The sequence below is a fragment of the Aeromonas sp. A600620 genome (genome assembly GCF_029479985.1).
In the GTDB taxonomy this organism is placed as follows: Bacteria; Pseudomonadota; Gammaproteobacteria; order Enterobacterales; family Aeromonadaceae; genus Aeromonas; species Aeromonas veronii_A.
Map to the genome: position 1 here is coordinate 57,304 of NZ_JAAKXB010000009.1, position 25,157 is coordinate 82,460.

Below are 25,157 nucleotides of genomic sequence, written 5' to 3' on the forward strand. Positions count from 1 at the left end.
TCTCTGCTGGTTCAGCCTGACAGTATGCTAACCCTTCTTGGCAATGCAGCCGCTGATGCCGGAGCTCTGCAGCTTGCCGTTGGCCGCGTCGGCGGCCGCCTTGCCGTTGAAGGGGCCCACCATCACCTTGTAGACGGTACCGTTGGCTGTGTTGACCACCTGCAGGCTGGAAGAGAGACCGGCGGTGAAGGCGATACGTGCCTTGAGCGACTCTGCGGAATCCTGCGAGCGCAGAGCCGCGCACTGCATCATATAGCGACCGCTGTTGGCGGCTGCGGTCTGGGCTGGCGGGTTAGCCGCTTTGGCCTTGGCCGCTTCGGCCTGCTCCCGCTCCAGCTCGGCACGGATCTCCCGCTCCATTCGCTCCCGTTCGGCCTGGCGATCGATCACCTGTTCCCGAGCGCTGGCAACGGGCGCACCGTTGTCAGGCGTGGTCGCCGGATTGGTCTGATAGGGTTTGGACTGGCCGATGGGCGTCCCCGGTTGGGGAATGTCGGTCGGTACCGGTTGCGGCAGCTTTTCCGGCTGCAGGGTCAGAGTATCGGCGGGGGGCGGTGGCAGCACGCCCGGCTGGGGCGGTGGCTCGATAACATCGACCTGCTTGTTCTCAAGCCGTTCGATGTAGCTCCACTTCTCCTGTGGCAACCCGTTGTTCTGTGGTTTTGGCTTGTTGGCCTTTACCTGCTCTTCGATGGTGGGGGCGTCGCTGCCCTTGCCATTGATCATGTAAAGGAAGCCACCAAAGCCTGCCAGCAGTGCCACGACCAACAGCACTGGAATAACAGGAAAGCGGCGAGGGGCCGCTTTCTTGCTGTTTCGACCACCCGCCCGACGTCGTGGGCGGCTGCCGACATAATCCCGGGTTGCCATCTATTACATGCGCTCCAGGGTATGGATGCCCAGTACGCCGAGGCCCAGTTTCAGCACCTTGGCGGTGGCGGCGCACAGCAGCAGACGGCTCTGACGGGTTGCCTCGTCCACGCCATCCTTGTTGATCGGGCAGGCTTCATAGAAGGTCATGAAGTTGCCGGACAACTCGTACAGGTAGGTACAGAGCAGGTGCGGCATGCCTTTGTCGGCCACGCCATTGACCGCGTCGGAGAACTGGATCAGCTTCTGGGCCAGCACCTCTTCGGCCTCTTCGTTCAGGGTCACATTGCCGGTCAGGGTAGCGGCATCGACGCCAGCCTTGCGGAAGATGGACTGGATACGGGTGTAGGCATACTGCAGGTAAGGGGCGGTGTTGCCTTCAAACGACAGCATCAGATCCCAGTCGAAGATGTAGTCGGTAGTGCGGTTCTTGGAGAGATCCGCATACTTGACCGCGCCCATGGCGATTGCGTTGACCACGTTGGCCTTCTCTTCGGCAGAGAGGTCGCTGTTGCGGCTCTCCAGCAGGGCAGCGGCGCGCTCTTCCGCTTCGTTGAGCAGGTCAACCAGCTTGACGGTGCCACCGGAACGGGTCTTGTAGGGACGACCATCCTTACCCAGCATCATGCCGAAGGCGTGGTGCTCGAGGGGGACGGATTCCGGCACATAGCCTGCCTTGCGGGTGATGGTCCAGGCCTGCATCAGGTGCTGGTGCTGACGGGAGTCGATGAAGTACATGACACGGTCGGCACCCAGGGTTTCATAACGGTATTTGGCACAGGCGATGTCGGTGGTGGTGTAGAGGAAACCGCCATCGCTCTTCTGGATGATGACGCCCATGGCCTCGCCATCCTTGTTCTTGAACTCGTCCAGGAAGACAACGGTGGCGCCTTCGCTTTCGACCGCCAGCCCCTTGGCTTTCAGGTCGGCCACGATCTCCGGCAGCATGTCGTTGTACATGGACTCGCCCATGATGTCCTTGTTGGTCAGGGAGACATTCAGGCGGTCATAGTTGATCTGGTTTTGTTCCATGGTCATGTCGACCAGCTTCTTCCACATGGTACGGCAGTACTCGTCGCCGCCCTGCAGCTTGACCACGTAGTTACGGGCGCGCTCGGCGAAGGCTTCGTCTTCGTCGTAGCAACGCTTGGCCTGGGTATAGAAGGCTTCCAGATCCTTGAGCGCCATGTCGCTGGCATGCTCGTTGGACATCTTCTCCAGATAGGCGATCAGCATGCCGAACTGGGTGCCCCAGTCACCGATGTGGTTGGCACGGATCACTTTGTGGCCGAGGAATTCCAGCGCACGCGCAGCCACGTCACCGAGTACGGTGGAGCGGATGTGGTGCACCGCCATCTCTTTGGCCACGTTGGGGGCGGAGTAGTCCACCACCACGGTTTGTGGCGTGGGCAACCGTACGTTGGCGTTGGCAGAGGTCACCATGGCCTCGACCTGACCGGCCAGCCAGCGCTGGTCGAAGAAGAAGTTGATGAAGCCGGGGCCGGCGATCTCGACCTTGGCGATCAGGTCGGAGGCAGGCAGGTGCTCGATGATGGCCGCCGCCAGCTCACGGGGATTCTTGCGGGCCGGCTTGGCCAGCAGCATGGCCAGGTTGGTGGCCAGGTCACCGTGAGCTTTTTCCTTGCATCGGTCTACTTGCACGCGGGCTTCCAGGTCCGCCGGCAGGACGCCTGCTGACTTGAGATTGGCTACCGTTTGTTCAAGTAGATGATGAATATGCTCTTTCATAACTGACCACCAAGGTTGCGCGTCGAAAAATGACTGATATATAAGGGCGTGAATTTTACCCGCATCGGCTCGAGAAAACTATAGGGATGACCCGCCGCTCGCTGTCGGGCGGATATTTCACTGCGTTTGGCGCCATATTCCAGAATATTGGACGGAAATTATGGTGCTTATCCATTTCTACTGCATATCGAAGCGCCTTGTCCAGGCTATTTCCCCTGATTGTTAAGGGTTTTTCCCGACACTGATCTCCCGCTGGCTGTTGCACGTACCTAGAGTCGTAACCCAGCAAGGAGTTTGTGATGCGACTGGCACTGTTTCCCCTATCAGCCCACCTGCTGCCCGGCGGCATCATGCCGCTGCGGATCTTCGAACCCAGATACCTGCGGATGGTGGCCGAAGCGGGGGAGGCGGGCTTTGCCCTCTGCATGGTGGATCCGCGCCAGCCTGACGCCCTGCGCAACATGCTGCCCATCGCCACCCGGGTCAACGTCATCGACTTCGACCGGCTGCCGGACGGCATGCTCGGGATCACGGTGCAGGGGGTGGAGCGGCTGCAGATAGAGGATCTGTGGCAGGAGCAGGATGGCCTGCGCATCGGTGAGGTAACCTCGCTGCCGGCATGGCCGCCCCGGCGGCTCCATCCCGATCAGCTGCCACTGGCCGATGCGCTGCGGGAGGTGTTTGCCGACTATCCCGACTATGCCGCCCTCTATCCCGCCCCCCGCTGGGACGATGGCAACTGGGTGGCACAGCGCTGGCTGGAGGTGCTGCCGATCCCCCCCGAGCAGAAGCAGCTGCTGCTGGCCGCCGCCGACAATCAGCCCGCCATCGCCCTGCTCAAAGGAGTGCTGGTGGCCAGTCACTGATTTTTTTCTGAACTGCTGATCTGCCAGCGCCGCAGAGCCGTATCAGTCATTACCACAGCATGTTCGACAGCACACCAAAGGGATGGCGCAATGGCATATACTGGCCAACCACACTCGACCATACGCAGGACTTCGCCCGTGATGGATAACTCGGATGGCGACCTCAAATCTCTGCTGATCAGGGTGGCAGAGCAGGCTGACAAGGCTGCTTTTGCCCGCCTGTTCCAACACTTTGCGCCGCGCATTCGCAGCTACGGCCTGCGCCACCTCGGCAGCGAAGCCAACGCCATGGAGCTGGTGCAGGAGACCATGCTGCTGGTGTGGCAGAAGGCGCGTCTCTACCACCCCGAGAAGGGGGCGCCGACCACCTGGATCTATACCGTGATGCGCAACCAGTGCTTCGACATGCTGCGCCGTCGTCGCGCCAGCAAGGAGGATCTCTGTGCCGAGGAGCTGTGGCCGGTGCTGGAGTTTCAGGCCGAAGAGGAGCACATGAGCGGGGGGGAAGATGCGGTGCTGACCCGTCAGATGGCCCATTATTTGGGCACCCTGCCGGAGCCGCAACAGCAGGTGGTGCGTGGCATCTATCTGCAGGAGTTCTCCCAGCAGGAGTTGGCGGAGCGGCTCGGCGTGCCACTCGGCACCATCAAGTCCCGCCTCCGGCTGGCGTTACAGAAACTGAAAGAGCAAGTGGAGCAAGGCCATGATTAAAGCCCATCCGACCGACCCTATGCTGCGTGCCTTCGCCGCCGACGAGCTGCCTCTGCCGCTGGCGGTGGGGCTCTCCGCCCACTGTGAACTCTGCCCCGATTGTGCTGCCCGACTAAAGACATTCGAAGAGGAGCTGGCGCAGCAATATCTTGCCTCGCCAGTAGAGCCCAAGCTGGACTCCCGCGATGAAGTGGGACTGGACGCCGGATTCGACGCCATGCTGGCGGATATTCTGGCCCAGCCGCTGGCAGAGCCCCTCTCCGAGCCAACACATGACCAGCCCCGAGCCCAGTCCGGAGAGCTGGAGGTAGCCGGTCACGCCTACCGTTTGCCACGGGTGCTGGCCCGCTATCGTTCGCCCAAGTGGCGCCATATCGGGGCCATTCGTCAGCAGAGTCTGCCGCTGGACGAGATGGGTGCCCGCGCCAGCCTGCTCCATATCGAAGCGGGCGGTCGCATCCCCGAGCACACCCATCAGGGCTATGAGCTGACCCTGCTGCTGGCTGGCAATATTCAGGATGGCGATACCCTTTACAAGGTGGGAGATTTCATCTGGCGCGATGCCAGCCACTCCCATAGCCCGCATACGCCAGATGGCTGCCTCTGCTACACGGTGCAGGATGCGCCGGTGCAGTTCACCAAGGGGCTGTCGCGGCTGCTGAATGGCATCAGCCAGCACCTCTACTAAGCACTCTGACGCCATAGAAAAAGGGACCAGATTGGTCCCTTTTTTCATTTGATTGCTGGTTGCCGGTCAGGCGACAAACACCAGATAGACGGCGAATGCCACGATAAAGCGGTAGATAGCGAACGGGATAAAGTCGATGCGGCGGATCAATGTCAGGAAGGTCTTGATCGCAAACATCGCTACCACGAAAGCGGTGATAAAGCCCACGGCAAACATCGGGAAGTCGGCCATCGAGAGGAAATCGCGGCTCTTGTAGAGATCAAGCCCGCTGGCCGCCACCATCATGGGCACTGCCATGATGAAAGAGAACTCGGCGGCGGCGTGACGGCTGATCCCCATCAGCATGCCACCACTGATGGTGGCGCCGGAGCGGGAGAAGCCGGGCCACAGGGCCAGACACTGGAACAGACCGATGCCGAACGCCTGCTTGTAGCTGATGTCATCAAGGGTTTCAGCTGTGACGGCCGGGCGGAACTTCTCGGCGATGATGAGCAGGATGCCCCCCGCGACCAGCGCGTACATCACGGTCTGTGGACCAAACAGGTTGGCCTTGATCCAGCTGTGGATGGCCAGACCGACCACGATGGCGGGCAGCATGCCGAGGATGACGTGGATCAGCGACAGGGTGGCGTGATCCCGGGACGGCTTCTGGCCGAAGTGGATGCCAATCAGGCCAAACAGGCGGCGCCAGAAGACGGCGACCACGGCGAGGATGGAGCCAAGCTGGATCACCACTTCGAAAGTGGCAGCCTTGGGCCCTTCAAAGCCCAGCAGATGGCCGACGATAATCATGTGGCCGGTGGAGGAGACGGGGAGGAACTCGGTCAGCCCCTCGACGACGCCCAGAATAAAGGCGACCAGCAGGCTATAGGTGTCAGTCATCGAACAAACAATCCTTAACTTCGTTGATGTAAAAACGCCCCGGGAGGGTCTCGGGGCGGCTTATCTTGCTCGATAGTGACTGCTGAGGCTATGTAAAAATCATGAAACCTTTAAGTCAGTCGCGGATAAAACGGTAGCGGGTCTGGTGGTGATAACGCCCGCCCGGCAGCAGCCAGGGGTTGCCCAGCTCGGGCCGATTGGGGCTGTCCGGCAGCTGTTGCGTCTCAAGACAGAAGCCGTCGTGATCCCCGAGTGCCAGCCCCAGGTTGTATGAATGCTCATCAGTTCCTTTCGTTACGCAGCTTGAGCATCAGGACGGCGCAGGCCAGAGCGAGAGTGATGCTGTTTGCTATGGTGATGGGCATGTCGTTAGTGCGCAGGCCGTAGATCAACCATAGAAGTACGCCACAGCTGAAGACCAGATACATATTGGTTGAGATGGCCCTGGTTTCTTGGGTCTTTATTATGTGTATAACTTGCAAGGCAAAAGATCCTGTGGTCAGAAAGGCTGCACAGAGACCGAGGTTGGCGGTGTCGAGCCAGAAAACCAGAACGCAGAGAGCGATTGGCACAATAACGATATTGTGCCAGAAATAAACCGACAAATTTGAACTCCTCAAAGACCAATGGAGGCAATGGATATTTATTATCGTGTAATATACTTCAGCAAAAGTTTACCCAGTGGCTTTCGATGATTAATGTAACTTATGTTGATTGCTTTTCCTATGCGCAATGCAACGAAAAAATAATTCATCAATCATTGTAGTTTTCATTTTCTTGAATGGAATTTGCCAGTCAAGTTGAATGGATAGAGGCGCTCAATTCGACTGGCGTATATTTTATGGTAAAGCATTCATTTTTTTATGTTAAAGAGACGAAATGGATCGCCATTTATTTAGAGCATGACGTACTTTGGCGTGCTTATCTTCGGTGAAATTGTAGCGGGTCATGATCATCACCCGTAATATGCTACCCAATATCGGCACAAGTGATATACAGATAAATAGTCCGTCCATCGTAGCCTGAGTCTGTGCCGCATTCGGTTGATAGCCAAGCCAGATCAGCAGGGTACCGGAAATACCACCTGCGATGGCCCAAGCCAGTTTGCCGGTAAAGGTCTGCCCCGAGAACGCGATGGCAGCGCAACGGCGGCCAGACTTTAGTTCTGCATATTCGATGGTCTCACTCAACATGGCCGAGATAAGCGGATTGGTGATGACGTTGGCCGCATGGATCAAGGCGAGGAAGCCGAACACCATTATCAGACTGTCGTAGCCTGTCGTATAGAAACCGATGCGTAATGCAATCTCCAGCAGAGTGAGTAGCAGGAAGAGATCACGTTTCCTGAGCTTGCTGGTCAATATCGGCATCAGCATACAGGCCATAGAGGTTGCCACACCGATAGAGCCCATCACCGAGAGCAGCCCGGCATCACCCATGTTGTAGGTGAAGAAGAAAATGTAGAGCCCGGTGGCCAGATTAAAGAACACGTTACAGAAGAAGGCGCCAAGTACATACGCCAACGGTTTGTTGGAACGCAGGACGCGGAAAGAGTCCCTAATGGTGATCTTGTCATTCGGATTGGGCTTGATGCGCTCTTTCATCTGGCTTGCTCCGAGCACCATCAGTGGCAGGGCGATCAGCATCAGGCAGATGGCACCTTCCATGTAGCCCTTGGTGCTGCTGGTTGCAGCAAACAGTTCGGTGAGCTTCGGGAATATGATGGAAGCACTGCCAATGCCGATATTGACGCCCAACATGGCGACGGTTACGGCCTTGGCTCGCTCCTGTGGCTCTTGGCTCATGACCGATGACATGGTCCAGAAAGGTACATCAGACAAGGTGTATATCATCCCCCACGCGATATAGGTGACTGCTGCATAAGCTACCTTGGTGGTCATGGGTAAATCCATGCCAATGAAGCTGAGAGAGGTGATCCCGGCAATCAAGAAGGGAACGAAAAGCATATATGGCGTGAATTTGCCACGTTTGAAATTAAGAGTGTCCATATAACCAGCGATAATAGGATCGTTGATGGCATCCCATACTCTGGCAATGAGGAAAATAGCCCCAGCTGCAGCGGGCGATATTCCAAGGATATCGGTGTAAAAATAGAGGATAAATGATCCCACCAGGCCGAAACTGAGGCATTGCCCGACGGCATAGCTGAAATATCCCACCAGCTCTCTATTGTGTATCTTTTGATCTGTCATCTGCCAACCTTTCCCAACATGAATGTGTTGTGAGGGGCGCCACTAGGGTGGCGTCCTCTTTTGCGTTATGAACGGGTCAATGTGCGGAGCAGTTCTATTTCACTGGCAGAGTAGGGGGTACCATCCTCCTCCAGCAGGTCGTGAAACCAGACCCTGCGGAAATCGGGGTCGATATTGCGAACGAAAGGCCATGGCAAGTGAGTTTGCGTCTTCCCTTTTACCAGACCCCATTGATAGGCACCTATTTTTAACTCTTTGAAGAGTGGCAGTTGTTGTTCCATCACGCTGCCGACATGCCTGGCCAGCCACTCTGTGCAGAGGAGCGGGCGGCGATATTTGCTGACCACATCCAGAGAGATTTTCAGCCCCTCCATACGCTGATAGGAGTGGAAAGTGATGACATCCGATAGCTCCATAGCGCGCAGGTCGGTCGGATGAGTAAAGGTGTTTTCCGGAGTAAATTCCGAATCCCCCTGAGCTATGCTGTAGGGTGCATGCCACGCGCCGACGGTGAGTGGCTGGGAGGGGTTCTCTTCTCGGGCCCAGACAAAAGCCAACTCCATCAGATAGTGGGCATATGTCTCCAGCGACTCATCGAAACGCACCTCGACATCGCCTTCCGAAAAGATGCCCCGGTTGGTCGGCTCATTGTACAGATCCCAGATAAAGATCCGCTCATCCTGTGCAAATGTACGTATCAGGTCGCGAATATAGTGTTCCACTTCGCGCCATTGGGTCGGGTCAATGACGACATTCCGACCGGGACTGGCCGCCGCCTGGCTATTGTGTACATCTTCCCGAGGTGGTTGCTGGCGGCCCAGATAGGGGTGATCGCCGGAGAAGCCACAGTCATCCATCAAGGTCATCATCACGCGGATATTGTGCTTGCTACACAGGCCAAGGAACTGCTCAATGCGCGCGAGCAGGCCATCCCGATCATGCTGCCAGACGATAAAGGGCAGATTGGTTCGCAGGGTGTTGTAGCCCAGTTTGTTGGCCCAACCCAGTTCCTGGTCAATGATGACTGGGTCGAAGGTTTCTCCCTGCCACATTTCGGTCCAGTTGACCGCTGTGCGGGGGAGATAGTTGAAGCCCAATAGCCAAGGTTGTTTGTTCCACCATTGCCAAGCTCGTTCTGTTGACCACTGTTGTATCGCCATCGGATATCCTTGCAACTAATTATTTAAACTTACAACAATTAATATTAGCTAATATCTTTAGTTGCAAATCATGAAGGATAGAATTCAGGGATTAGTCACAAAATGAACAAATTTAGGGGGTTAACAGGCATGGCTGGCGAGCCATCTGTACTCGGGACGATAACCGAAAACCCTCTATCGTCCTTGTGGGCTGTTGTGCTGCTTGCTCATGTCCGTAATCATGAGTCATGATAAAAGATAAATAATTAATATTATTATCTGGGCGGTACTGCTCAAACTATGGCCATATCAATGAATAGTAAACGCATCACCATGAGCGCCATCGCTGCAGCTGCAGGTGTTTCCCAATCAACGGTTTCACTGGTGCTCAATGGTTCAACCACCATCAAACTGGCGGAGGAAACGCGGCGTAGAGTGCTTGAAAAAGCGGCCGAACTGGGTTACCAGCATAAGCGAGCTGAACATCTACCCAAGGGACCATCTGCTAGAAAAATAGCTTTTGTTTTCAATGGCCTGACTCCATATGACCCTTTTCTAGATGCGATCAATGCCTGCAATGAACGCGCTTGGGAGGCAGATCGCATGCTGGTTACATTCGATTATCGCAACAGCGCGGAGCTCACCAAGTTGATCGAGCAGGAGATCAATCAGGGGGATTATCTGGGGATGATTTTTGCCTCTTCCATGACACGACAACTTGCCGAGATGGAGCTCTCCCCGCAGGTGCCTACCGTTTTGCTCAACTGCTACCTGGAGGGCAGTGGCTCGTCCGAAAGTTATTCCATCCTGCCTGCCGATAAGCTGGCGGGTTACAAGGTGACGGCGCACCTGTTGGAGCAAGGCTGCAAACGAGTGGCTCTTATTCAGGGGGAGCCATGGATGGAGGCAAATAGTCTGCGGCTGGAGGGGTATCGTCAGGCGTTGATCAACCACGATTTGATACCGGATCCACAATGGGTGCGTGTGGGCAACTGGTCGCTACATGAGGCTTATGAGCAGACTCGGCAACTGCTGGCGCTGCCTCAGCCGCCTGATGGTATCTTCTGTTGCAGTGATTACATGGCTCAGGGTTGTTACCAGGCGATAGCCGAGGCGGGATTGCGCATCCCGGAAGACATTCTGGTGGCGGGCCATGATAACCAGATGCTGGCCTGCGAAATGGAGCCCCCTTTGAGTTCTATCGAACTACCTTACGACGAGATGGGTAAACTGGCGGTGGACACCTTGTTGCAACTGGCCCAAGGAGAGAAGCCCATCGCTTTACTGATGAAGCTGGAAGGGGAGTTGCTGATCCGTGCCTCGACCAGGGGTCAGCCAGTTAACAAAATTTGATCCTCTCTCGATGACCTGTTGCGTAGTGGTTCCTTATGCCACAGGGCGTGCCCATATGTTCCCGTCATGCCTGCCAAGTAGTGTGGTTGGCGGTAAGAATGTAAATGGGTACTCAATGACTTTACCCGACACGAGCAGGTCAACGTCACTCTGAAAGCCATACACCCATCAGCACTGCACGCGGTGGCTGATATCGTAATGATGCCAAGCCGTAGCATGCTTCTTTCTTGGTTGTGTTGAATAAGCCGGGCGGGAGAGATGCGACAAAGGGGCGCCTTGACGCGCCCCTTCAGTGGGTCAAGCCATAACCGGAATGAGCCGATAACGGGTTATGTGCTGATAGCGTTCTCCTGGCTCCAACCATGGGTTACCTAATTCTGGACGGTTCGGACTATCTGGCACTTGCTGTGCTTCCAGGCAGAGCCCCTGATAGTTGCCCCAATGCCCCCCCCCGCGTTTTGGGGTGCCAGCCAACCAGTTGCCGGTGTAGAGCTGGACGCCTGGCTGATTGGTGTACATCTCCATACACAGGCTGCCATCCCCTGCCATCAGGGTGGCTTGTGGTGAGGGCGAGGCATCAACAAACAAGAAACAGTGGTCGAATCCCAGACATTTTTTTTGCTGCGCATGGGCCATCCACTGTTCTCCGACCCGCTTGCCATGGCGTAGATCGAATACTCCTTCGACCGGCGCAATACCAAGCGGCAGCGAGTGTTCATCGGTTGGCAGATAGCGGTCTGCATTAATGATGATGTGGTGATCACGCACATCACTACCATCCAGGTTGAAATAGGCATGGCTGGTGAGATTGACCGGGGTCGGAGCATCTGTGGTGGCGCTCAGCTCGATCACCAGATCGGTCTGCTCCAGCCGGTATTCTACGGTGACGTCCAGATTACCAGGGAAACCCTGCTCGCCATCGGCCAGCCGAGTTTGCAGACGGATGCGATCTTCCGCCAGCCTGTCCAGTTGCCACTCCCGGTTGTGCAGAGAGTCACTGCCCCCGTGCAGGCAGGTGGTGCCCTCGTTGGCGTCTAGTTGCCACTCTTGCCCTGCTCGCTCTAGGCGGGCGTTGCCGATACGATTGGCAAAACGTCCTACTATCGCCCCCAAATAAGAGCCTTGATTGGGGTAATCCAGCGGATCACAAGCCAGCAGCACATTACGATAGGTGCCATTGACCGGGATCTCGAGGGCGGTGAGCGTAGCCCCGAAATCGAGTACGCTCAACCGCAGGCCGGCTGCATTCTGCAGATGGAACTCTTTCATGCGATGCCCCCTGCTCCCGCACTGGCGCGGCAGACGTAGCAGTCGGCCTTGAGGCCCGAGAGGGCCGGATACTCCGCCTCGACCGCGGCGATCACCTCGGCCACCTTCTCCGGGCGCAGCAGGGCGACCACGCAGCCGCCGAAGCCGCCGCCGGTCATCCGCACGCCGCCATCTGTGCCGATCCTGGCCTTGATGATCTCCACTAGACCGTCGATGGCGGGCACTGTGATCTCGAAGTCATCGCGCATGGCGGCGTGCGACTCGGCCATCAGCTCGCCGAGGCGGGTCAGGTCGTGGCTCGCCAGCGCATCGGCGGCCGCCAGGGTGCGGGCGTTTTCACCGACGATGTGGCGGGCACGGCGATAGCAGGCCTCATCCAGCCCGGCTTTGCCCGCTTCCAGTCCGGCCAGATCGAGATCGCGCAGCGCCTTGATCCCGTAGTGATGGGCGGCCGCTTCGCACTGCTGGCGGCGGGTGTTGTATTCGCTGTCCACCAGACCGCGGCGCACATTGGAGTTGACGATCAGCACAGCCAGATCCGCTGGCATGGGGATGAGGCGAGTCTCCAGCGAGCGACAGTCGAGCAGCAGGGCGTGGTCAGTTTTGCCGCTGGCGGAGATCATCTGATCCATGATGCCGCAGTTGCAGCCGACGAACTTGTTCTCCGCCTGCTGGCCGTTGAGGGCGATCTCGGCCTGGCTGATGTCGAGCCCCAGCGCCTCCTTGAAGGCCTGACCGATGGCCACTTCCAGTGAGGCGGAGGAGGAGAGTCCCGCCCCCTGCGGCACGTTGCCGGAGACCACCAAATCGAGGCCGCGCAGGGCATAGCCGCGCTCCTGCAGATACTTCACCACGCCGCGGATGTAGTCGCTCCAGCGTTGGTCGGCGTGGTGCTCGATGGGCTGGTCGAGGTCGAACAGGTCACGCTGGTTGTCGTAGTCGGCGGCGATCACCTGTACTTGCCGGTCATCGCGCAGACCGATGGCGACGCAGGTCTCGTAGTCGATGGCGCAGGGCAGCACGAAGCCGTCGTTGTAGTCGGTATGTTCACCGATGAGGTTGACGCGGCCGGGGGCGCGCACCAGCAGATCGGGCGCTTTGGCAAATTGCTCGGCAAAAACGGTGCTGACGCGTTGGCTGGGGGTCATAGGGCCTCCTCATTGGTGTGGCTGGTCTGGGTGTAGTGAACGGGGCTCAGGGCACGCAGCCGCTCGGCAGCCTGCTCGGGGGTAAGGTCGCGCTGGGTTTCGGCCAGCATCTCGAAGCCCACCATAAATTTGCGCACGGTGGCGGAGCGCAGCAGCGGCGGATAGAAGTGGGCATGCAGTTGCCACGCCTCGGGGCACTCCGATTTGGGCGGTGCAAAGTGCCAGCCCATGGAGTAGGGGAAGCTGCACTCGAACAGGTTGTCGTAGCGGCTGGTGAGCTCCTTGAGCGCCACCGCCAGATCCTGTTGCTGGGCCTGGGTCACATTGAGCATGGAGGGGACGTGCGCCTTGGGCAGCAGCAGGGTTTCGAACGGCCAGGCGGCCCAGAAGGGAACCACGGCGAGCCAGTGCTCGGTCTCTACCACGATGCGAGAGCGATCCGCCAGCTCCCGCTCCACATACTCCAGCAGCATGGGGCGGCCATGCTCGGCCAGCCAGTCACGCTGGTGCTGCTCTTCGCGGGCGATCTCGTTGGGCAGGAAGTCGCTGCCCCAGATCTGGCCGTGGGGGTGCGGGTTGGAGCAGCCCATGACGGCCCCTTTGTTTTCAAAGACCTGCACCCACTCCCACTGGGCCGACAGCTCGGCGACCTGATCCATCCAGGTGGTGATCACCCCCTCGATGGTGGGCAGCGGCAGCTCGGGCAGGGTCTTGCCGTGGTCCGGCGAGAAGCAGATGACCCGGCTGGTGCCGCGGGCGGCCTCCAGTTTCAGCAGGGGATCGCTGGCGCTATCGGCGGCCGGGGTATCCTGCATCAGGGCGGCGAAGTCGTTGGTAAAGACGAAGGTGCCCTGATAGTCGGGGTTGATGTCGCCGGTGACCCGGGTGTTGCCCGCGCAGAGGAAACAGTCGGGATCGTGGGCCTGTTTGGGGGCCTGACTCACCTTCTCCACCTGTCCCTGCCAGGGGCGTTTGGCCCGGTGGGGGGAGACAAGCACATACTGGCCGGTCAGCGGGTTGAAGCGGCGATGGGGATGATCGACGGGGTTGAACATCATCTCTCCTGAATAAGGTATTGAAAAATAGGGTCATCTATTAACAGGGAGCAGGCAGGCCGACTCCTCGTAACCGTTCGGATTGGCGGATTGCCAGCGCCAGCTATCGGCGCACATGGCGTCGATGTTGCGGGTCGCCCTCCAGCCCAGCTCGCGCTCGGCCTTGGCCGGATCGGCCCAGCAGGCTGCGATGTCGCCCGGGCGACGCGGCTCGATGCGAAATGGCAACGGCTTGCCACAGGCAGCAGAGAAAGCGGCGACCAGCTGCAACACACTCTGGCCCTGACCGGTGCCCAGGTTATAGGTGTGCACGCCACCCTTGCCGGCGCAGTGTTGCAGCGCCTTGACGTGCCCCTCGGCTAGATCCATCACGTGGATGTAGTCGCGCACGCCGGTGCCGTCCGGCGTGGGGTAATCGTTTCCAAAGACAGACAGGCAGTCGCGACGGCCAATGGCGACCTGGGTGATATAGGGCATCAGGTTGTTGGGGATCCCCTGCGGGTCTTCACCCATGGTGCCCGACTCGTGGGCGCCGACTGGATTGAAGTAACGCAGCAGGGTCATGCTCCAGTGGGGCTCGGCCAGCTGCAGATCCTCGAGGATCTCCTCGATGATCAGTTTGGATCGACCGTAGGGGTTGGTAGCGCTGCGGGGGAAATCCTCGCGGATCGGCAGGCTGGCGGGATCGCCGTAGACGGTAGCTGATGAGCTGAACACCAGATTGTACACATTGGCCCGCTTCATCGCCTGCAGCAGGGTGAGGGTGCCGCCGAGGTTGTTCTCGTAGTAATCCAGTGGAATGCGGGTCGACTCACCGACCGCTTTGAGGGCGGCAAAGTGGATCACAGCATCGATATGCTGCTCGGCGAAGATCCTGTCCAGCAGGGCTGCATCGCGAATATCCCCTTGATAGAACAGGGGTTGCTGGCCGCTGATGGCGGCGATTCGCGCCAGCACGCTGCGCTTGCTGTTACCGAGGTTGTCGACCACCACGGGATTCATGCCTGCCGCTTGCAGGGCCAGACAGGTGTGGCTGCCGATATATCCGCAACCGCCGGTGACCAGAACGTTCATCTTGCTCTCCACTGAAAAAGTGTCTGGAAGCAGTCTAGCCGAGGGTGTGGCGACCAAACTGTGAGCTTGCTTGCAAAACAATGTAAACGATTACACTGTTTTTGTGATCATCCTGATGGCAGATATGCGTTTCACCCCTGTTTTCAAAGGGTTTGCTGGGTATAATGGCGCTCTATTGCACAGTGAAAGAAGTGAAAACAGCATGAGCACCATCAAGGATGTCGCCCGTTTGGCCAATGTGTCAGTGGCAACGGTTTCACGGGTGATGAACAACTCCCCCAAGGCCAGCGCCGCGTCTCGCGAAGTGGTGCAGAAGGCCATGGCTGAACTGGGCTACACCCCCAACGCCAACGCGCGGGCACTGGTTAGCCAGACTTGCGACACCATGGGGGTGGTGGTCGGTGATGTAGCCGATCCCTTCTTCGGCGCACTGGTGAAGGGGGTCTCCGGCGTGGCCGTCGAGCAGAACCTTCACCTGCTGATGGGTAACGGTTTTCACAAGGCGCGTCAGGAGCGTGAAGCGATCGAGCTGCTGATCGGCAAGCGCTGCGAGGCGCTGGTGGTGCACAGCAAGGCGCTGAGCGACGAGGAACTTTACGATTACGCCATGCGGGTGCCCGGTATGGTGCTGATCAACCGCGATATTCCTGCCCTCAAGGGGCGCTGCATCGCTCTCAACAACCGGCTGGGGGCGGCTACGGCGACTCGCCACCTGATCGAACTGGGCCACCGCCATATCGCCTTTATCAGCTCGGATCACGCCATCGAGGATGCCACCTTGCGTTTGCAGGGTTATCAGGATGGGCTGATGGAAGCCGGTCTGGCAGCCGATCCCGAGCTTATCGAGAGTGGCACGCCGAATGAGGAGGGGGGCGAGCGCGCCATGCTCAACCTGCTGGCCAAGGGGCTCAAGGTGACTGCCGTGGTGGCTTATAACGATGCCATGGCGGCGGGCGCCATCTCTGTGCTGGCCGACAACGGCCTGCGAGTGCCGGAGGAGGTATCGGTAGTGGGCTTCGATGACATCATCTATGCCAGATATTTGCGCCCCAAGCTCTCCACCATGCGCTATCCCATCGAGCTGATGGCGGCCCAGGCGGCCAAGCTGGCCATTCAGCTGGCGGCGGGGGAGAGTGACGCGACCCAGAGCCGGATCTATACACCCACCCTGATAAATCGCCACTCGGTGGCACCGGTTCGGGCCGGATAGCTCCCTTTTGCGGCCCTGTTCGGGGCCGTTTCTTGCACGGTTATTGTTTTACCTATTTTTAATCATTTTTACTCCGCTTTACTTAACAAAACAAGTGTAATCGTTTACATCTGTGTGAGCGAGATCGCCGTTCCCTGCGTCATACTTCTCTAGACTGAATAGGTTTTCTAATCAGCAGGGAGAGAGTGAATGCTCAGGGAGATAGTGGCGCGTCAGGATTGGCAGACTCAGGCCATTACGTCGGTAAACCGGCTGGCTGCCCATACCCCCATGTTCAGCTGGCGCAGCGAAACGGATGCCAGGGGTGATCTGGCCTCTTCCTCCCGTCTCTTGCTCGATGGCGAGTGGCGCTTCTCCTTCTTTGCCGCTCCCGAATTGGTGCCCGAGAGCTGGCTGGTGCAGGATCTGGCTGATGCCACTCCCATTACCGTGCCGGGCAACTGGCAGCTGGATGCCGCCTATCCAGCTGCGCGGCCGCTCACCGATGGTCCCATCTACACCAATATCAAGTACCCCTTTCCCTGCGATCCGCCCCGAGTGCCAGCAGAGAATCCTACTGGCTGCTACTCCCGCGAGTTCGAGCTGCCCGCCGACTGGCTGGCAAGCGGACAGAGCCGGATCATCTTCGACGGGGTGAGCAGTGCCTTCCACCTGTTCTGCAACGGCCGCTGGGTCGGTTACTCTCAGGACAGCCGCCTGCCCGCCGAATTCGATCTGACCCCATATCTGCAGAGCGGTCGCAACCGGCTGGCGGTGCTGGTGCTGCGCTGGTCCGACGGCTCCTATCTGGAAGATCAGGATATGTGGTGGCTGTCGGGGATCTTCCGCTCCGTCACCTTGCTGCACAAACCGACCCGCCATCTGATGGATATGCGGGTGACCCCCGAGCTGGATGCCTGCTATCGGGATGGTCGTCTCAAGATTGCCCTGCAAGTCGCCAATGGGGCTGGGCTGTCGGTAGAGGCCAATCTCTATGACGGTGGCGAGCGGGTCGCGACCCTGCGCCAGCCGATCGGCACCCAAGCCATTGATGAAAAAGGGGCGTATGACGATCGCGCCGAGTGCTGGCTCGACGTGGCTGCGCCGCGCAAGTGGAGCGCCGAGACGCCCCATCTCTATCGCCTGACCCTGACCCTGCTGGACGAACAGGGTCAGGCCATCGAGAGCGAGGCGTGCGATGTGGGCTTTAGGGTGGTGGAGATCCGTGGCGGCCTGCTGCGGGTCAACGGTCAGCCGCTGCTGATCCGTGGTGCCAACCGCCATGAACACCACCCCGCCAGGGGTTATGCCATCGATCGTGCCACCATGGAGCGGGATCTGCTGCTGATGAAGCGGCACAACTTCAATGCGGTGCGCTGCTCCCACTATCCCAACCACCCCGACTTCTATCGCCTCTGCGATCGGCTCGGTCTCTATGTGGTGGACGAGGCGAATCTGGAGACTCACGGCATGACTCCGATGGGGCGGCTGGCGCGGGATCCCGCCTGGAGCAATGTCTTTCTGGAGCGGGCGACCCGCATGGTGGCGCGGGATTTCAACCACCCCTCCATCATCATCTGGTCGCTCGGCAACGAGTCGGGTTACGGCCCGGCCCACGATGCCATGTATGGCTGGATCAAGCGCAGCGATCCGAGCCGTCCGGTGCAGTACGAGGGGGGAGGGGCCGATACCCCGGCCACCGACATCATCTGCCCCATGTATGCCAGAACCCATCAGGATCAGCCCTTCCCGGCGGTGCCCAAGTGGGCGCTGGCCAAGTGGATCGGCCTGCCGGAAGAGACCCGGCCGTTGATCCTCTGCGAATATGCCCACGCCATGGGCAACAGTCTGGGGGGTTACGCCCACTACTGGCAGGCGTTTCGCGATCATCCACGTCTGCAAGGCGGGTTTGTCTGGGATTGGGTCGATCAGGGGCTCGACAAATACACCGCCGATGGTCGCCACTACTGGGGCTATGGCGGCGACTTCGGTGATGTGCAAAACGATCGCCAGTTCTGCTGCAACGGTCTGCTGTTCCCGGATCGCACCCCCCATCCCGCCCTGTGCGAGGCGAAGCGCGCCCAACAGCCGTTCCGCTTCACTCTGCTTGAGCACACCCCGCTGCGGGTGAGGATCGAGAGCGAATACCTGTTTCGGGAAACCGACAACGAGCGGCTTTGCTGGCAGCTGTGCGAGAACGGCCATGTGCAGCAGCAGGGGGAGGTTTCCCTTGAGCTGGCGCCACAGGGGGTGATCGAGTTGACTCTGAGCGAGGCGTTGCCCCCCTTTGCGGCAGGCTCACTGGCCTGGCTCGATCTGGCCATCGTTCAGCCGCAGGCTACCCTATGGTCGCAGGCGGATCACAAGGTCGCCCGTCAGCAGTTCACCCTGCCGACCCCCCTCGCCCTGCCAGCGCCGGTCGCTGCCGCCACCCTGAGCGAGCAGCCGGATGGCTGGTGGATCACCGCCGCAAACAGCCAGTGGTGGCTCGACAAGCTGAGCGGCCGCATCACCAGTTGGCAAAAATCAGGGCAGGAGCAGTTGCTGGCGCCGATCATGGATCATTTCTACCGCGCCCCGCTCGACAACGACATCGGCACCAGCGAAGCGGATCACACCGACCCCAACTCCTGGATTGCCCGCTGGCAGGGTTGTGGCCTCGGCCAGTGGCAGCACCGCTGTCTGGGGCTCGCGGTCGCCGGAGGGGATATCCGGGTCAGCCATGGCTACTTCCACCGCGATGAGCTGCTGCTGGTGAGTCACTGGCATCACCGCTTTACCGACGATGGCGCCATGAGCCTGGAGATAGAGACCGAGCTGGCGCAGGTGCTGCCGTCGCTGCCGCGGATTGGCCTGCTGCTTCATCTGGCCGAGGTACCGGCGCGAGCCGAATGGTTGGGACGTGGCCCTCACGAGAACTATCCGGACCGTTTGCTGGGTGCTGATCTTGGTCGCTGGAGTTTGCCGCTGGAGGCGATGCATACCCCTTACATCTTCCCGAGCGACAACGGCTTGCGCTGCGATACCCGCCAGTTGCAGCTGGGCAGCACGACGGTGAACGGCAGCTTCCATTTCAGTGCCAGCCGCTTCAGTCAGCAACAGCTGGCCGCCGCCCGTCACCAGAGTGATCTGGTGGCCGAAGAGGGGCTGTGGGTCTGCCTCGATGGCGCCCACATGGGGGTGGGCGGGGATGACTCCTGGAGCCAGAGCGTGCGTCCCGAGTATCAACTGCTCGAGCGTCGTTACCGTTGGGGCTGCACTCTCCGTTAAGCCAGCTATTGAGGGGACTGCCTGGCCAGTGCGCCATTTTGACAACAGACCAGTAACGACTAGCCTCAATGCTGTGGGAAAGATTGAGTCTCAAATCTCATTTGAATTTATATGTATTTGAAAAATAAAAACAAAGTTTCAATGTAACAGAGTGTAATCGTTTTCATTTTGTCGTCATGATCACAGAAGAAATGACAACAAACTGATTACATTGATTGGCGCTTGCTCAATTGCTCGCCACCCTACAACACAGATAGACACATCGGAGCACACATAATGAAAAAACTGACCACAGTTGCCGCCCTGCTGATGGGCATGATGGCTGGAGCCAATGCCCAGGCTGACACCCGTATCGGGGTAACCGTCTACAAGTACGACGACAACTTCATGGCGGTCGTGCGCAAGGCCATCGAGAAGGAGGCGGCAGCCACTCCGGGGGTGGAACTGCTGATGAACGACTCCCAGAACGACCAGTCCAAGCAGAACGACCAGATCGACGTGCTGCTGGCCAAAGGGGTGAAGGCGCTGGCCATCAACCTGGTTGACCCAGCTGCGGCACCGGTGGTGATTGAGAAAGCCCGTGGCGAAGATATCCCGGTGGTCTTCTACAACAAGGAGCCAAGCGCTACCGATCTGGCCAGCTACGACAAGGCCTACTACGTGGGTACCGACTCCAAGGAGTCAGGGATCATCCAGGGTCAGCTGATTGCCAAACACTGGAAAGCCCATCCGGAGTGGGATCTGAACAAGGATGGCGTGATCCAGTTCGTGCTGCTGAAAGGGGAGCCGGGCCACCCGGATGCCGAAGCGCGCACCTCCTACGTGGTCAAGACCCTGAACGATGGCGGCGTCAAGACTGAACAACTGCATATGGATACCGGTATGTGGGATACCGCCATGGCGAAAGACAAGATGGACGCCTGGATCTCCGGCCCCAACGCCAACAAGATCGAAGTGGTCATCGCCAACAACGACGGCATGGCAATGGGCGCAGTCGAATCACTGAAAGCACAGGGCAAGACTGCCATTCCGGTGTTCGGCGTCGATGCGCTGCCGGAAGCGCTGGCCATGGTCAAGAGCGGTGCCATGGCGGGTACCGTGCTGAACGATGCGGCCAACCAGGCCAAAGCCACCTTCGAGCTGACCAAGAACCTGGCTGAAGGCAAACCGGCCGGTGAAGGCACCAAGTGGAATATCGTCGACAAGGTTGTACGTGTTGCCTACGTCGGTGTGGATAAAGACAACCTGTCCCAATTCGAGTAATTCCCTCCTCCAGGGCAAGGGAGATCCCCTTGCCCTTTTTTCAACCAGATGTGATGGCTGATATGACAACACAGCAACAATCAGAATGGCTGTTGGAGATGATTGACGTCAGTAAGAGCTTTCCCGGCGTCAAGGCACTCGATAATGTCAATTTACGGGTCCGTCCTCATTCTGTGCATGCGTTGATGGGCGAGAACGGAGCGGGAAAATCCACACTGCTCAAGTGCCTGTTCGGCATTTACGAGAAGGATCAGGGCAAGATCTTCTTCAAGGGGCAGGAGATCAACTTCACCTCCTCGAAAGAGGCGCTGGAAAATGGCGTCTCCATGGTGCATCAGGAGCTCAACCTGGTGCTGCAGCGTACCGTGATGGACAACATGTGGCTCGGCCGCTACCCCACCAAGGGGTGGTTTATCGACCACGGCAAGATGTATGACGACACCAAGCGCATCTTCGATGAGCTGGATATCGACATCGACCCCAAGGTGAAGGTCGCGACCCTGTCGGTCTCCCAGATGCAGATGATCGAGATCGCCAAGGCGTTCTCCTACGACGCCAAGATCGTCATCATGGATGAACCCACCTCCTCCCTGACCGAGAAAGAGGTGAACCACCTCTTCAAGATCATCAACAAGTTGAAGGAGAAGGGGTGCGGCATCGTCTACATCTCTCACAAGATGGAGGAGATCTTCCAGCTCTGTGACGAGATCACCATATTGCGGGATGGCCAGTGGGTGGCAACCCAGCCGCTCAAGGGCATGACCATGGATCAGATCATCGGGATGATGGTCGGCCGTGAACTGACCCAGCGTTTCCCGGAAAAGACCAACCAGCCGAAAGAGGTGATCCTCGAGATCGAACACCTGACGGCGAAAAACCAGCCCTCCATTCAGGATGTGACCTTCAACCTGCACAAGGGGGAGATCCTCGGCATCGCCGGACTGGTGGGGGCCAAGCGCACCGATATCGTCGAGACCCTGTTCGGTATTCGCGATCGCAGTCAGGGCAGCATCAAGCTGCACGGCAAAGAGGTGGCCAACCACAACGCCCACGAAGCGATCCGCAACGGCTTTGCGCTGGTGACGGAAGAGCGCCGCTCCACCGGTATCTACTCCCGGCTCGATATCGCCTTCAACTCCCTGATCGCCAACATGGACAGCTACAAGGGCTCCATGGGGCTGCTCAGCGACAACAAGATGAAGAGCGATACCCAGTGGGTGATCGACTCCATGCGGGTCAAGACGCCGACCCAGCAGACCCAAATAGGTTCCCTCTCCGGGGGCAACCAGCAGAAGGTGATCATCGGTCGCTGGCTGCTGACCCAGCCGGAGATCCTGATGCTCGACGAGCCCACCCGCGGCATAGACGTCGGGGCCAAGTTCGAGATCTACCAGCTCATCCTGGAGCTGGCGAAGAAGGACAAGGGGATCATCATCATCTCGTCAGAGATGCCGGAATTGCTGGGGATCACCGACCGCATCATGGTGATGAGCAATGGCCGGGTCGCCGGGATCGTCAATACCAAAGAAACTGACCAGAGCGAGATACTGCGCCTGGCATCTCTGTACCTCTAGAGACAGGAAGACATTTATGGAGTCGGCTAAAAATTTCAATCTGATGCAGGCGCTCAAGGAAAACGCCATCTATCTGGTGCTGCTGGTGCTGCTCATGGTCATCGTGATCCAGGAGCCTTCCTTCCTGAGCCTCACCAACTTCAGCAACATCCTGACCCAGTCCTCGGTGCGGGTCATCATAGCGCTGGGGGTGGCGGGCATCATCATCACTCAGGGGACGGATCTCTCGGCCGGTCGTCAGGTCGGTCTGGCGGCACTCATAGCCGCAACCATGTTGCAGGCGCTGACCAACGTCAACAAGGTGTTCCCGACGTTGGGGGAGGTGCCCATTCCTGCGGTGATCCTGCTGGTCTGTGTGGTGGGGGCGCTGATTGGTCTGGTCAACGGTCTGATCGTGGCCTACCTGAACGTTACCCCGTTCATTACCACCCTGGGCACCATGATCATCGTCTACGGTATCAACTCCCTCTACTTTGACTCGGTAGGGGCTTCGCCGGTGGCCGGGTTTGACCCCCGCTTCTCCAGCTTCGCCCAAGGGTTTATCCGGATAGGAGGATTCAAACTCTCCTATCTCACCTTCTATGCGGCCATCGCCAGCGTCTTTGTCTGGGTGCTGTGGAACAAGACCCGCTTTGGCAAAAACATCTTCGCCATCGGCGGCAACCCCGAGGCAGCCAAGGTCTCCGGCGTCAATGTGGCGGTCAATCTGGTAATGATCTATGCGCTGGCGGGGGTCTTCTACGCCTTCGGCGGCATGCTGGAAGCAGGCCGTATCGGTAGCGCCACCAACAACCTCGGCTTCATGTACGAGCTGGATGCCATCGCGGCGTGCGTGGTGGGCGGCGTGTCGTTTGCCGGCGGGGTGGGAACGGTCGCGGGTGTGATCACCGGCGTACTTATCTTCACCCTGATCAACTATGGTTTGACCTATATCGGGGTCAGCCCTTACTGGCAGTTCATCATCAAGGGCGGCATCATCATTCTGGCGGTGGCATTGGATTCCATGAAGTACGCCAAGAAGAAATAACGATTGGCAGGGAGGGTTGGCGCTGCCAGCCCTCTCTTCTGGAGGGAACCCATGCCATTCAAGGTCAAGATTTACCTCTTGCTGCTACTGGCCATTCTGGTCACCATCGGCACCGCCGGGCTCAGCGTCAACCACTTCATCAGTGGCTACATTCGCACTCAGGCCACCCACAACATCAACGAACAGATCACCCTGGTCAAAGAGAAGCTGGCCAGCGACATCAATCAGAAGATCCTGTTGGCCGCCAACCTCAACTTCGGGGTGACCAACGTCAAGAAGACCCTGCAAGAGACCGGTTTTCACAACATCGTCAAGGTGATCGGCGACATGGCCTTCGACGTGAGCGGGGTCATCAACGACAGCGCCAAAGTCGATGCGCTGCGCAAGCTGATCCCCGCCGCCAATAACCAGATCACCGTCAGCCCGCTGCAACAGGTGGATGGCAAGCCGGTCATCACCATTCTGGTGCCGCGCGGTGCCGATTCCGCATATCTCTACTACCTCGACATGAGCGAGTTCAAAAGCCTGCTGGAGAAGATGAGTGGTGATGGCCGCTACTTCTCGCTGGCCGACAGTCAGGGCAACAGCCTCTATAACAGCAAGCCGCAGGGGGAGAGCGAAGCGCGCCCCAACCAGCTGGATATTCGCGGCAGCAGCTGGACGCTGACTGGCTACATCGACCTCGACTACATCCAGGCGATGACCCGTGCACTCAACGGCCAGATCATCATGGCGCTGCTCGGTGTCGCCGTGGTGGTGATGGTGCTTGCCATACTGGCACTCAACGTGGCTTATCGCCCTATCCTCTCGCTGCGGGATCTGGTGCTGGAGCTCTCTCGCGGCAGTGGCGATCTCACCCGCCGGCTGGCGGTGACCAGCAAGGATGACCTTGGCCAGATCTCGGCCGGTATCAACCGCTTTATCGAGCGGCTGCAGGAGATGATGGGGGAGGTGCGGCAGGCGAGCGGCCAGCTCAACAGCGGCATCGAGGGGCTGGCCAACCAGACCGGCGCCGTCCAGTCTCTGCTGGCGGACCATGTACGCGAGACCGAGCAGGTGGTGACCGCCATCAACGAGATGAGCCGCACCGCGGTCTCCGTCTCCGAGAGTGCGGCCAGCACCGCCCAACTCACCGGCCAGAGCCAGCAGCTGGCGAGCCAGTCTCGTCAGGTGGTGGATCAGGCGATGGCCAGCGTGATGGCGCTTGTGGATGAAGTGGAAGCCACTGCCCGCTCCATCGAGGCGATGCAGCAGGATGTGCAGCAGATTGGCTCAGTGCTGGGGGTGATCGGCAGCATTGCCGAACAGACCAACCTGCTGGCCCTCAACGCCGCCATCGAGGCAGCCCGCGCCGGTGAACAGGGGCGCGGTTTTGCGGTGGTGGCAGACGAGGTGCGCTCCCTCGCTGCCCGCACCCAGCAGAGCACAGCCGAGATCCAGACCATGCTGGCTAGTCTGCAGCGGGGCACCCGAACTGTGGTGGATGCCATGGGCAATACCAAGCAGAGCTGTCAGGGGGCGGCCGAGAACACCACCAGGGTCAACGAGTCGCTGGATCTGATGGCAGGGGAAGTGGTGGAGATCAACGGTCTCATCAGCCATATCGCCACGGCGGCGGAGCAGCAGAGCGCGGTGGCCGAAGAGATCAATCGCAACATGAGCGCCATCGCCGAGGTGATCCGCCAGCTGACCCACAATGGCGAAGCGACGGTTGCCAGCTCCGCGGCGATGCAGCAGACCTACGACCGGCTGCGGGAGATCGTGGGTCACTTCCGGCTGGAGTGAGGCCGGTGTTCAGCCAATAACAAAACAGGGCC

The 25,157-nt window shown here is 58.9% G+C and carries 20 protein-coding genes and 1 pseudogene; 10 read left to right on the forward strand and 11 right to left on the reverse strand.

Going from position 1 to position 25,157, the window contains the following annotated elements; translation table 11 throughout:
• Positions 1-27: 27 nt before the first annotated feature.
• Both G5533_RS12565 and argS read right to left on the reverse strand, forming a co-directional pair.
• Positions 28-870 (reverse strand): SPOR domain-containing protein, encoded by an 843-nt coding sequence (locus G5533_RS12565; RefSeq protein ID WP_421297486.1) that lies wholly within the window; start codon positions 868-870, stop codon positions 28-30.
• A gap of 3 nt (positions 871-873) precedes the next feature.
• Positions 874-2,619 carry an arginine--tRNA ligase gene (argS, locus tag G5533_RS12570; protein ID WP_421209205.1) on the reverse strand — a complete coding sequence of 582 codons (1,746 nt, stop codon included), beginning with the start codon at positions 2,617-2,619 and terminating at the stop codon, positions 874-876.
• A 299-nt stretch (positions 2,620-2,918) separates the two neighbouring features.
• On the opposite strand from argS, the gene G5533_RS12575 reads away from it, so the two are divergent.
• From G5533_RS12575 to G5533_RS12585, 3 genes are all read left to right on the forward strand, one after another.
• A complete protein-coding gene (locus tag G5533_RS12575) occupies positions 2,919-3,485 on the forward strand; it encodes an LON peptidase substrate-binding domain-containing protein (protein ID WP_279011232.1) in 567 nt (188 codons plus the stop codon).
• 141 nt (positions 3,486-3,626) lie between these two features.
• Positions 3,627-4,196: a sigma-70 family RNA polymerase sigma factor gene (locus G5533_RS12580; RefSeq protein WP_421324042.1), complete on the forward strand. Its 570-nt coding sequence runs from the start codon at positions 3,627-3,629 to the stop codon at positions 4,194-4,196.
• Positions 4,189-4,884, forward strand: a complete 696-nt coding sequence (locus G5533_RS12585; protein WP_421324032.1) for a ChrR family anti-sigma-E factor — start codon at positions 4,189-4,191, stop codon at positions 4,882-4,884. Before G5533_RS12580 ends, G5533_RS12585 begins: the two co-directional genes overlap by 8 nt.
• Before the next feature lie 66 nt (positions 4,885-4,950).
• Here G5533_RS12585 and bacA read toward each other — a convergent pair whose 3' ends face one another.
• The 5 genes and pseudogenes from bacA to G5533_RS12610 all read right to left on the reverse strand — a co-directional run bounded on the left by bacA (position 4,951) and on the right by G5533_RS12610 (position 9,139).
• Positions 4,951-5,766, reverse strand: coding sequence for an undecaprenyl-diphosphate phosphatase (bacA, locus tag G5533_RS12590; RefSeq protein WP_069527669.1), 816 nt, complete (start codon positions 5,764-5,766; stop codon positions 4,951-4,953).
• 115 nt (positions 5,767-5,881) lie between these two features.
• Positions 5,882-6,013, reverse strand: a pseudogene (locus G5533_RS12595) (aldose epimerase family protein); the annotation flags it as partial.
• A gap of 34 nt (positions 6,014-6,047) precedes the next feature.
• On the reverse strand, positions 6,048-6,371 hold the full coding sequence (locus tag G5533_RS12600) for a SemiSWEET transporter (protein ID WP_421172454.1): 324 nt from the start codon (positions 6,369-6,371) through the stop codon (positions 6,048-6,050).
• Positions 6,372-6,632: 261 nt separating this feature from the next.
• Entirely contained in the window at positions 6,633-7,979 is a 1,347-nt protein-coding gene (locus G5533_RS12605; RefSeq protein ID WP_216952636.1) for an MFS transporter, read from the reverse strand.
• Positions 7,980-8,044: 65 nt separating this feature from the next.
• Positions 8,045-9,139 (reverse strand): 1,4-beta-xylanase, encoded by a 1,095-nt coding sequence (locus G5533_RS12610; protein WP_441254868.1) that lies wholly within the window; start codon positions 9,137-9,139, stop codon positions 8,045-8,047.
• A 291-nt stretch (positions 9,140-9,430) separates the two neighbouring features.
• Between G5533_RS12610 and G5533_RS12615 the strand changes: the two genes are divergently transcribed.
• On the forward strand, positions 9,431-10,471 hold the full coding sequence (locus tag G5533_RS12615; RefSeq protein ID WP_139408882.1) for a LacI family DNA-binding transcriptional regulator: 1,041 nt from the start codon (positions 9,431-9,433) through the stop codon (positions 10,469-10,471).
• A 297-nt stretch (positions 10,472-10,768) separates the two neighbouring features.
• Here the strand turns inward: G5533_RS12615 and G5533_RS12620 are convergent, their stop codons facing one another.
• Genes G5533_RS12620 through galE form a run of 4 tightly spaced genes read right to left on the reverse strand, consistent with a single transcriptional unit; the run spans position 10,769 to position 15,017 of the window.
• On the reverse strand, positions 10,769-11,740 hold the full coding sequence (locus G5533_RS12620; RefSeq protein ID WP_441254869.1) for a galactose-1-epimerase: 972 nt from the start codon (positions 11,738-11,740) through the stop codon (positions 10,769-10,771).
• Positions 11,737-12,888 (reverse strand): galactokinase, encoded by a 1,152-nt coding sequence (gene galK / locus G5533_RS12625; protein WP_441254870.1) that lies wholly within the window; start codon positions 12,886-12,888, stop codon positions 11,737-11,739. The genes G5533_RS12620 and galK overlap by 4 nt, the downstream gene beginning before the upstream one ends.
• Positions 12,885-13,943, reverse strand: a complete 1,059-nt coding sequence (locus G5533_RS12630; protein ID WP_236562970.1) for a UDP-glucose--hexose-1-phosphate uridylyltransferase — start codon at positions 13,941-13,943, stop codon at positions 12,885-12,887. The genes galK and G5533_RS12630 overlap by 4 nt, the downstream gene beginning before the upstream one ends.
• Positions 13,944-13,976: 33 nt before the next feature.
• The gene (gene galE / locus G5533_RS12635; protein ID WP_441254871.1) at positions 13,977-15,017 is read right to left on the reverse strand and encodes a UDP-glucose 4-epimerase GalE; all 1,041 of its coding nucleotides are present in this window, start codon (positions 15,015-15,017) and stop codon (positions 13,977-13,979) included.
• Between the two features lie 202 nt (positions 15,018-15,219).
• Between galE and G5533_RS12640 the strand changes: the two genes are divergently transcribed.
• The 6 genes from G5533_RS12640 (at position 15,220) to G5533_RS12665 (ending at position 25,125) form a co-directional block, all read left to right on the forward strand.
• Positions 15,220-16,227, forward strand: coding sequence for a substrate-binding domain-containing protein (locus G5533_RS12640; protein ID WP_005356970.1), 1,008 nt, complete (start codon positions 15,220-15,222; stop codon positions 16,225-16,227).
• 189 nt (positions 16,228-16,416) lie between these two features.
• Positions 16,417-19,476, forward strand: a complete 3,060-nt coding sequence (locus G5533_RS12645) for a beta-galactosidase (protein ID WP_441254872.1) — start codon at positions 16,417-16,419, stop codon at positions 19,474-19,476.
• A gap of 276 nt (positions 19,477-19,752) precedes the next feature.
• Positions 19,753-20,739: a galactose/glucose ABC transporter substrate-binding protein MglB gene (gene mglB, locus G5533_RS12650; protein WP_005340747.1), complete on the forward strand. Its 987-nt coding sequence runs from the start codon at positions 19,753-19,755 to the stop codon at positions 20,737-20,739.
• A gap of 53 nt (positions 20,740-20,792) precedes the next feature.
• Positions 20,793-22,313, forward strand: coding sequence for a galactose/methyl galactoside ABC transporter ATP-binding protein MglA (mglA, locus tag G5533_RS12655; RefSeq protein ID WP_041234376.1), 1,521 nt, complete (start codon positions 20,793-20,795; stop codon positions 22,311-22,313).
• Between the two features lie 16 nt (positions 22,314-22,329).
• A complete protein-coding gene (mglC, locus tag G5533_RS12660) occupies positions 22,330-23,340 on the forward strand; it encodes a galactose/methyl galactoside ABC transporter permease MglC (protein ID WP_005342585.1) in 1,011 nt (336 codons plus the stop codon).
• Between the two features lie 51 nt (positions 23,341-23,391).
• Entirely contained in the window at positions 23,392-25,125 is a 1,734-nt protein-coding gene (locus tag G5533_RS12665; RefSeq protein ID WP_201980752.1) for a methyl-accepting chemotaxis protein, read from the forward strand.
• Positions 25,126-25,157 lie beyond the last annotated feature (32 nt).

Bases quoted from the DNA above. Each gene is read 5' to 3' on its own strand.
- G5533_RS12565 (WP_421297486.1), bottom strand. From the start codon at position 870: ATGGCAACCCGGGATTATGTCGGCAGCCGCCCACGACGTCGGGCGGGT.
- argS (WP_421209205.1), bottom strand. From the start codon at position 2,619: ATGAAAGAGCATATTCATCATCTACTTGAACAAACGGTAGCCAATCTC.
- G5533_RS12575 (WP_279011232.1), top strand. From the start codon at position 2,919: ATGCGACTGGCACTGTTTCCCCTATCAGCCCACCTGCTGCCCGGCGGC.
- G5533_RS12580 (WP_421324042.1), top strand. From the start codon at position 3,627: ATGGATAACTCGGATGGCGACCTCAAATCTCTGCTGATCAGGGTGGCA.
- G5533_RS12585 (WP_421324032.1), top strand. From the start codon at position 4,189: ATGATTAAAGCCCATCCGACCGACCCTATGCTGCGTGCCTTCGCCGCC.
- bacA (WP_069527669.1), bottom strand. From the start codon at position 5,766: ATGACTGACACCTATAGCCTGCTGGTCGCCTTTATTCTGGGCGTCGTC.
- G5533_RS12605 (WP_216952636.1), bottom strand. From the start codon at position 7,979: ATGACAGATCAAAAGATACACAATAGAGAGCTGGTGGGATATTTCAGC.
- G5533_RS12610 (WP_441254868.1), bottom strand. From the start codon at position 9,139: ATGGCGATACAACAGTGGTCAACAGAACGAGCTTGGCAATGGTGGAAC.
- G5533_RS12615 (WP_139408882.1), top strand. From the start codon at position 9,431: ATGAATAGTAAACGCATCACCATGAGCGCCATCGCTGCAGCTGCAGGT.
- G5533_RS12620 (WP_441254869.1), bottom strand. From the start codon at position 11,740: ATGAAAGAGTTCCATCTGCAGAATGCAGCCGGCCTGCGGTTGAGCGTA.
- galK (WP_441254870.1), bottom strand. From the start codon at position 12,888: ATGACCCCCAGCCAACGCGTCAGCACCGTTTTTGCCGAGCAATTTGCC.
- G5533_RS12630 (WP_236562970.1), bottom strand. From the start codon at position 13,943: ATGTTCAACCCCGTCGATCATCCCCATCGCCGCTTCAACCCGCTGACC.
- galE (WP_441254871.1), bottom strand. From the start codon at position 15,017: ATGAACGTTCTGGTCACCGGCGGTTGCGGATATATCGGCAGCCACACC.
- G5533_RS12640 (WP_005356970.1), top strand. From the start codon at position 15,220: ATGAGCACCATCAAGGATGTCGCCCGTTTGGCCAATGTGTCAGTGGCA.
- G5533_RS12645 (WP_441254872.1), top strand. From the start codon at position 16,417: ATGCTCAGGGAGATAGTGGCGCGTCAGGATTGGCAGACTCAGGCCATT.
- mglB (WP_005340747.1), top strand. From the start codon at position 19,753: ATGAAAAAACTGACCACAGTTGCCGCCCTGCTGATGGGCATGATGGCT.
- mglA (WP_041234376.1), top strand. From the start codon at position 20,793: ATGGCTGATATGACAACACAGCAACAATCAGAATGGCTGTTGGAGATG.
- mglC (WP_005342585.1), top strand. From the start codon at position 22,330: ATGGAGTCGGCTAAAAATTTCAATCTGATGCAGGCGCTCAAGGAAAAC.
- G5533_RS12665 (WP_201980752.1), top strand. From the start codon at position 23,392: ATGCCATTCAAGGTCAAGATTTACCTCTTGCTGCTACTGGCCATTCTG.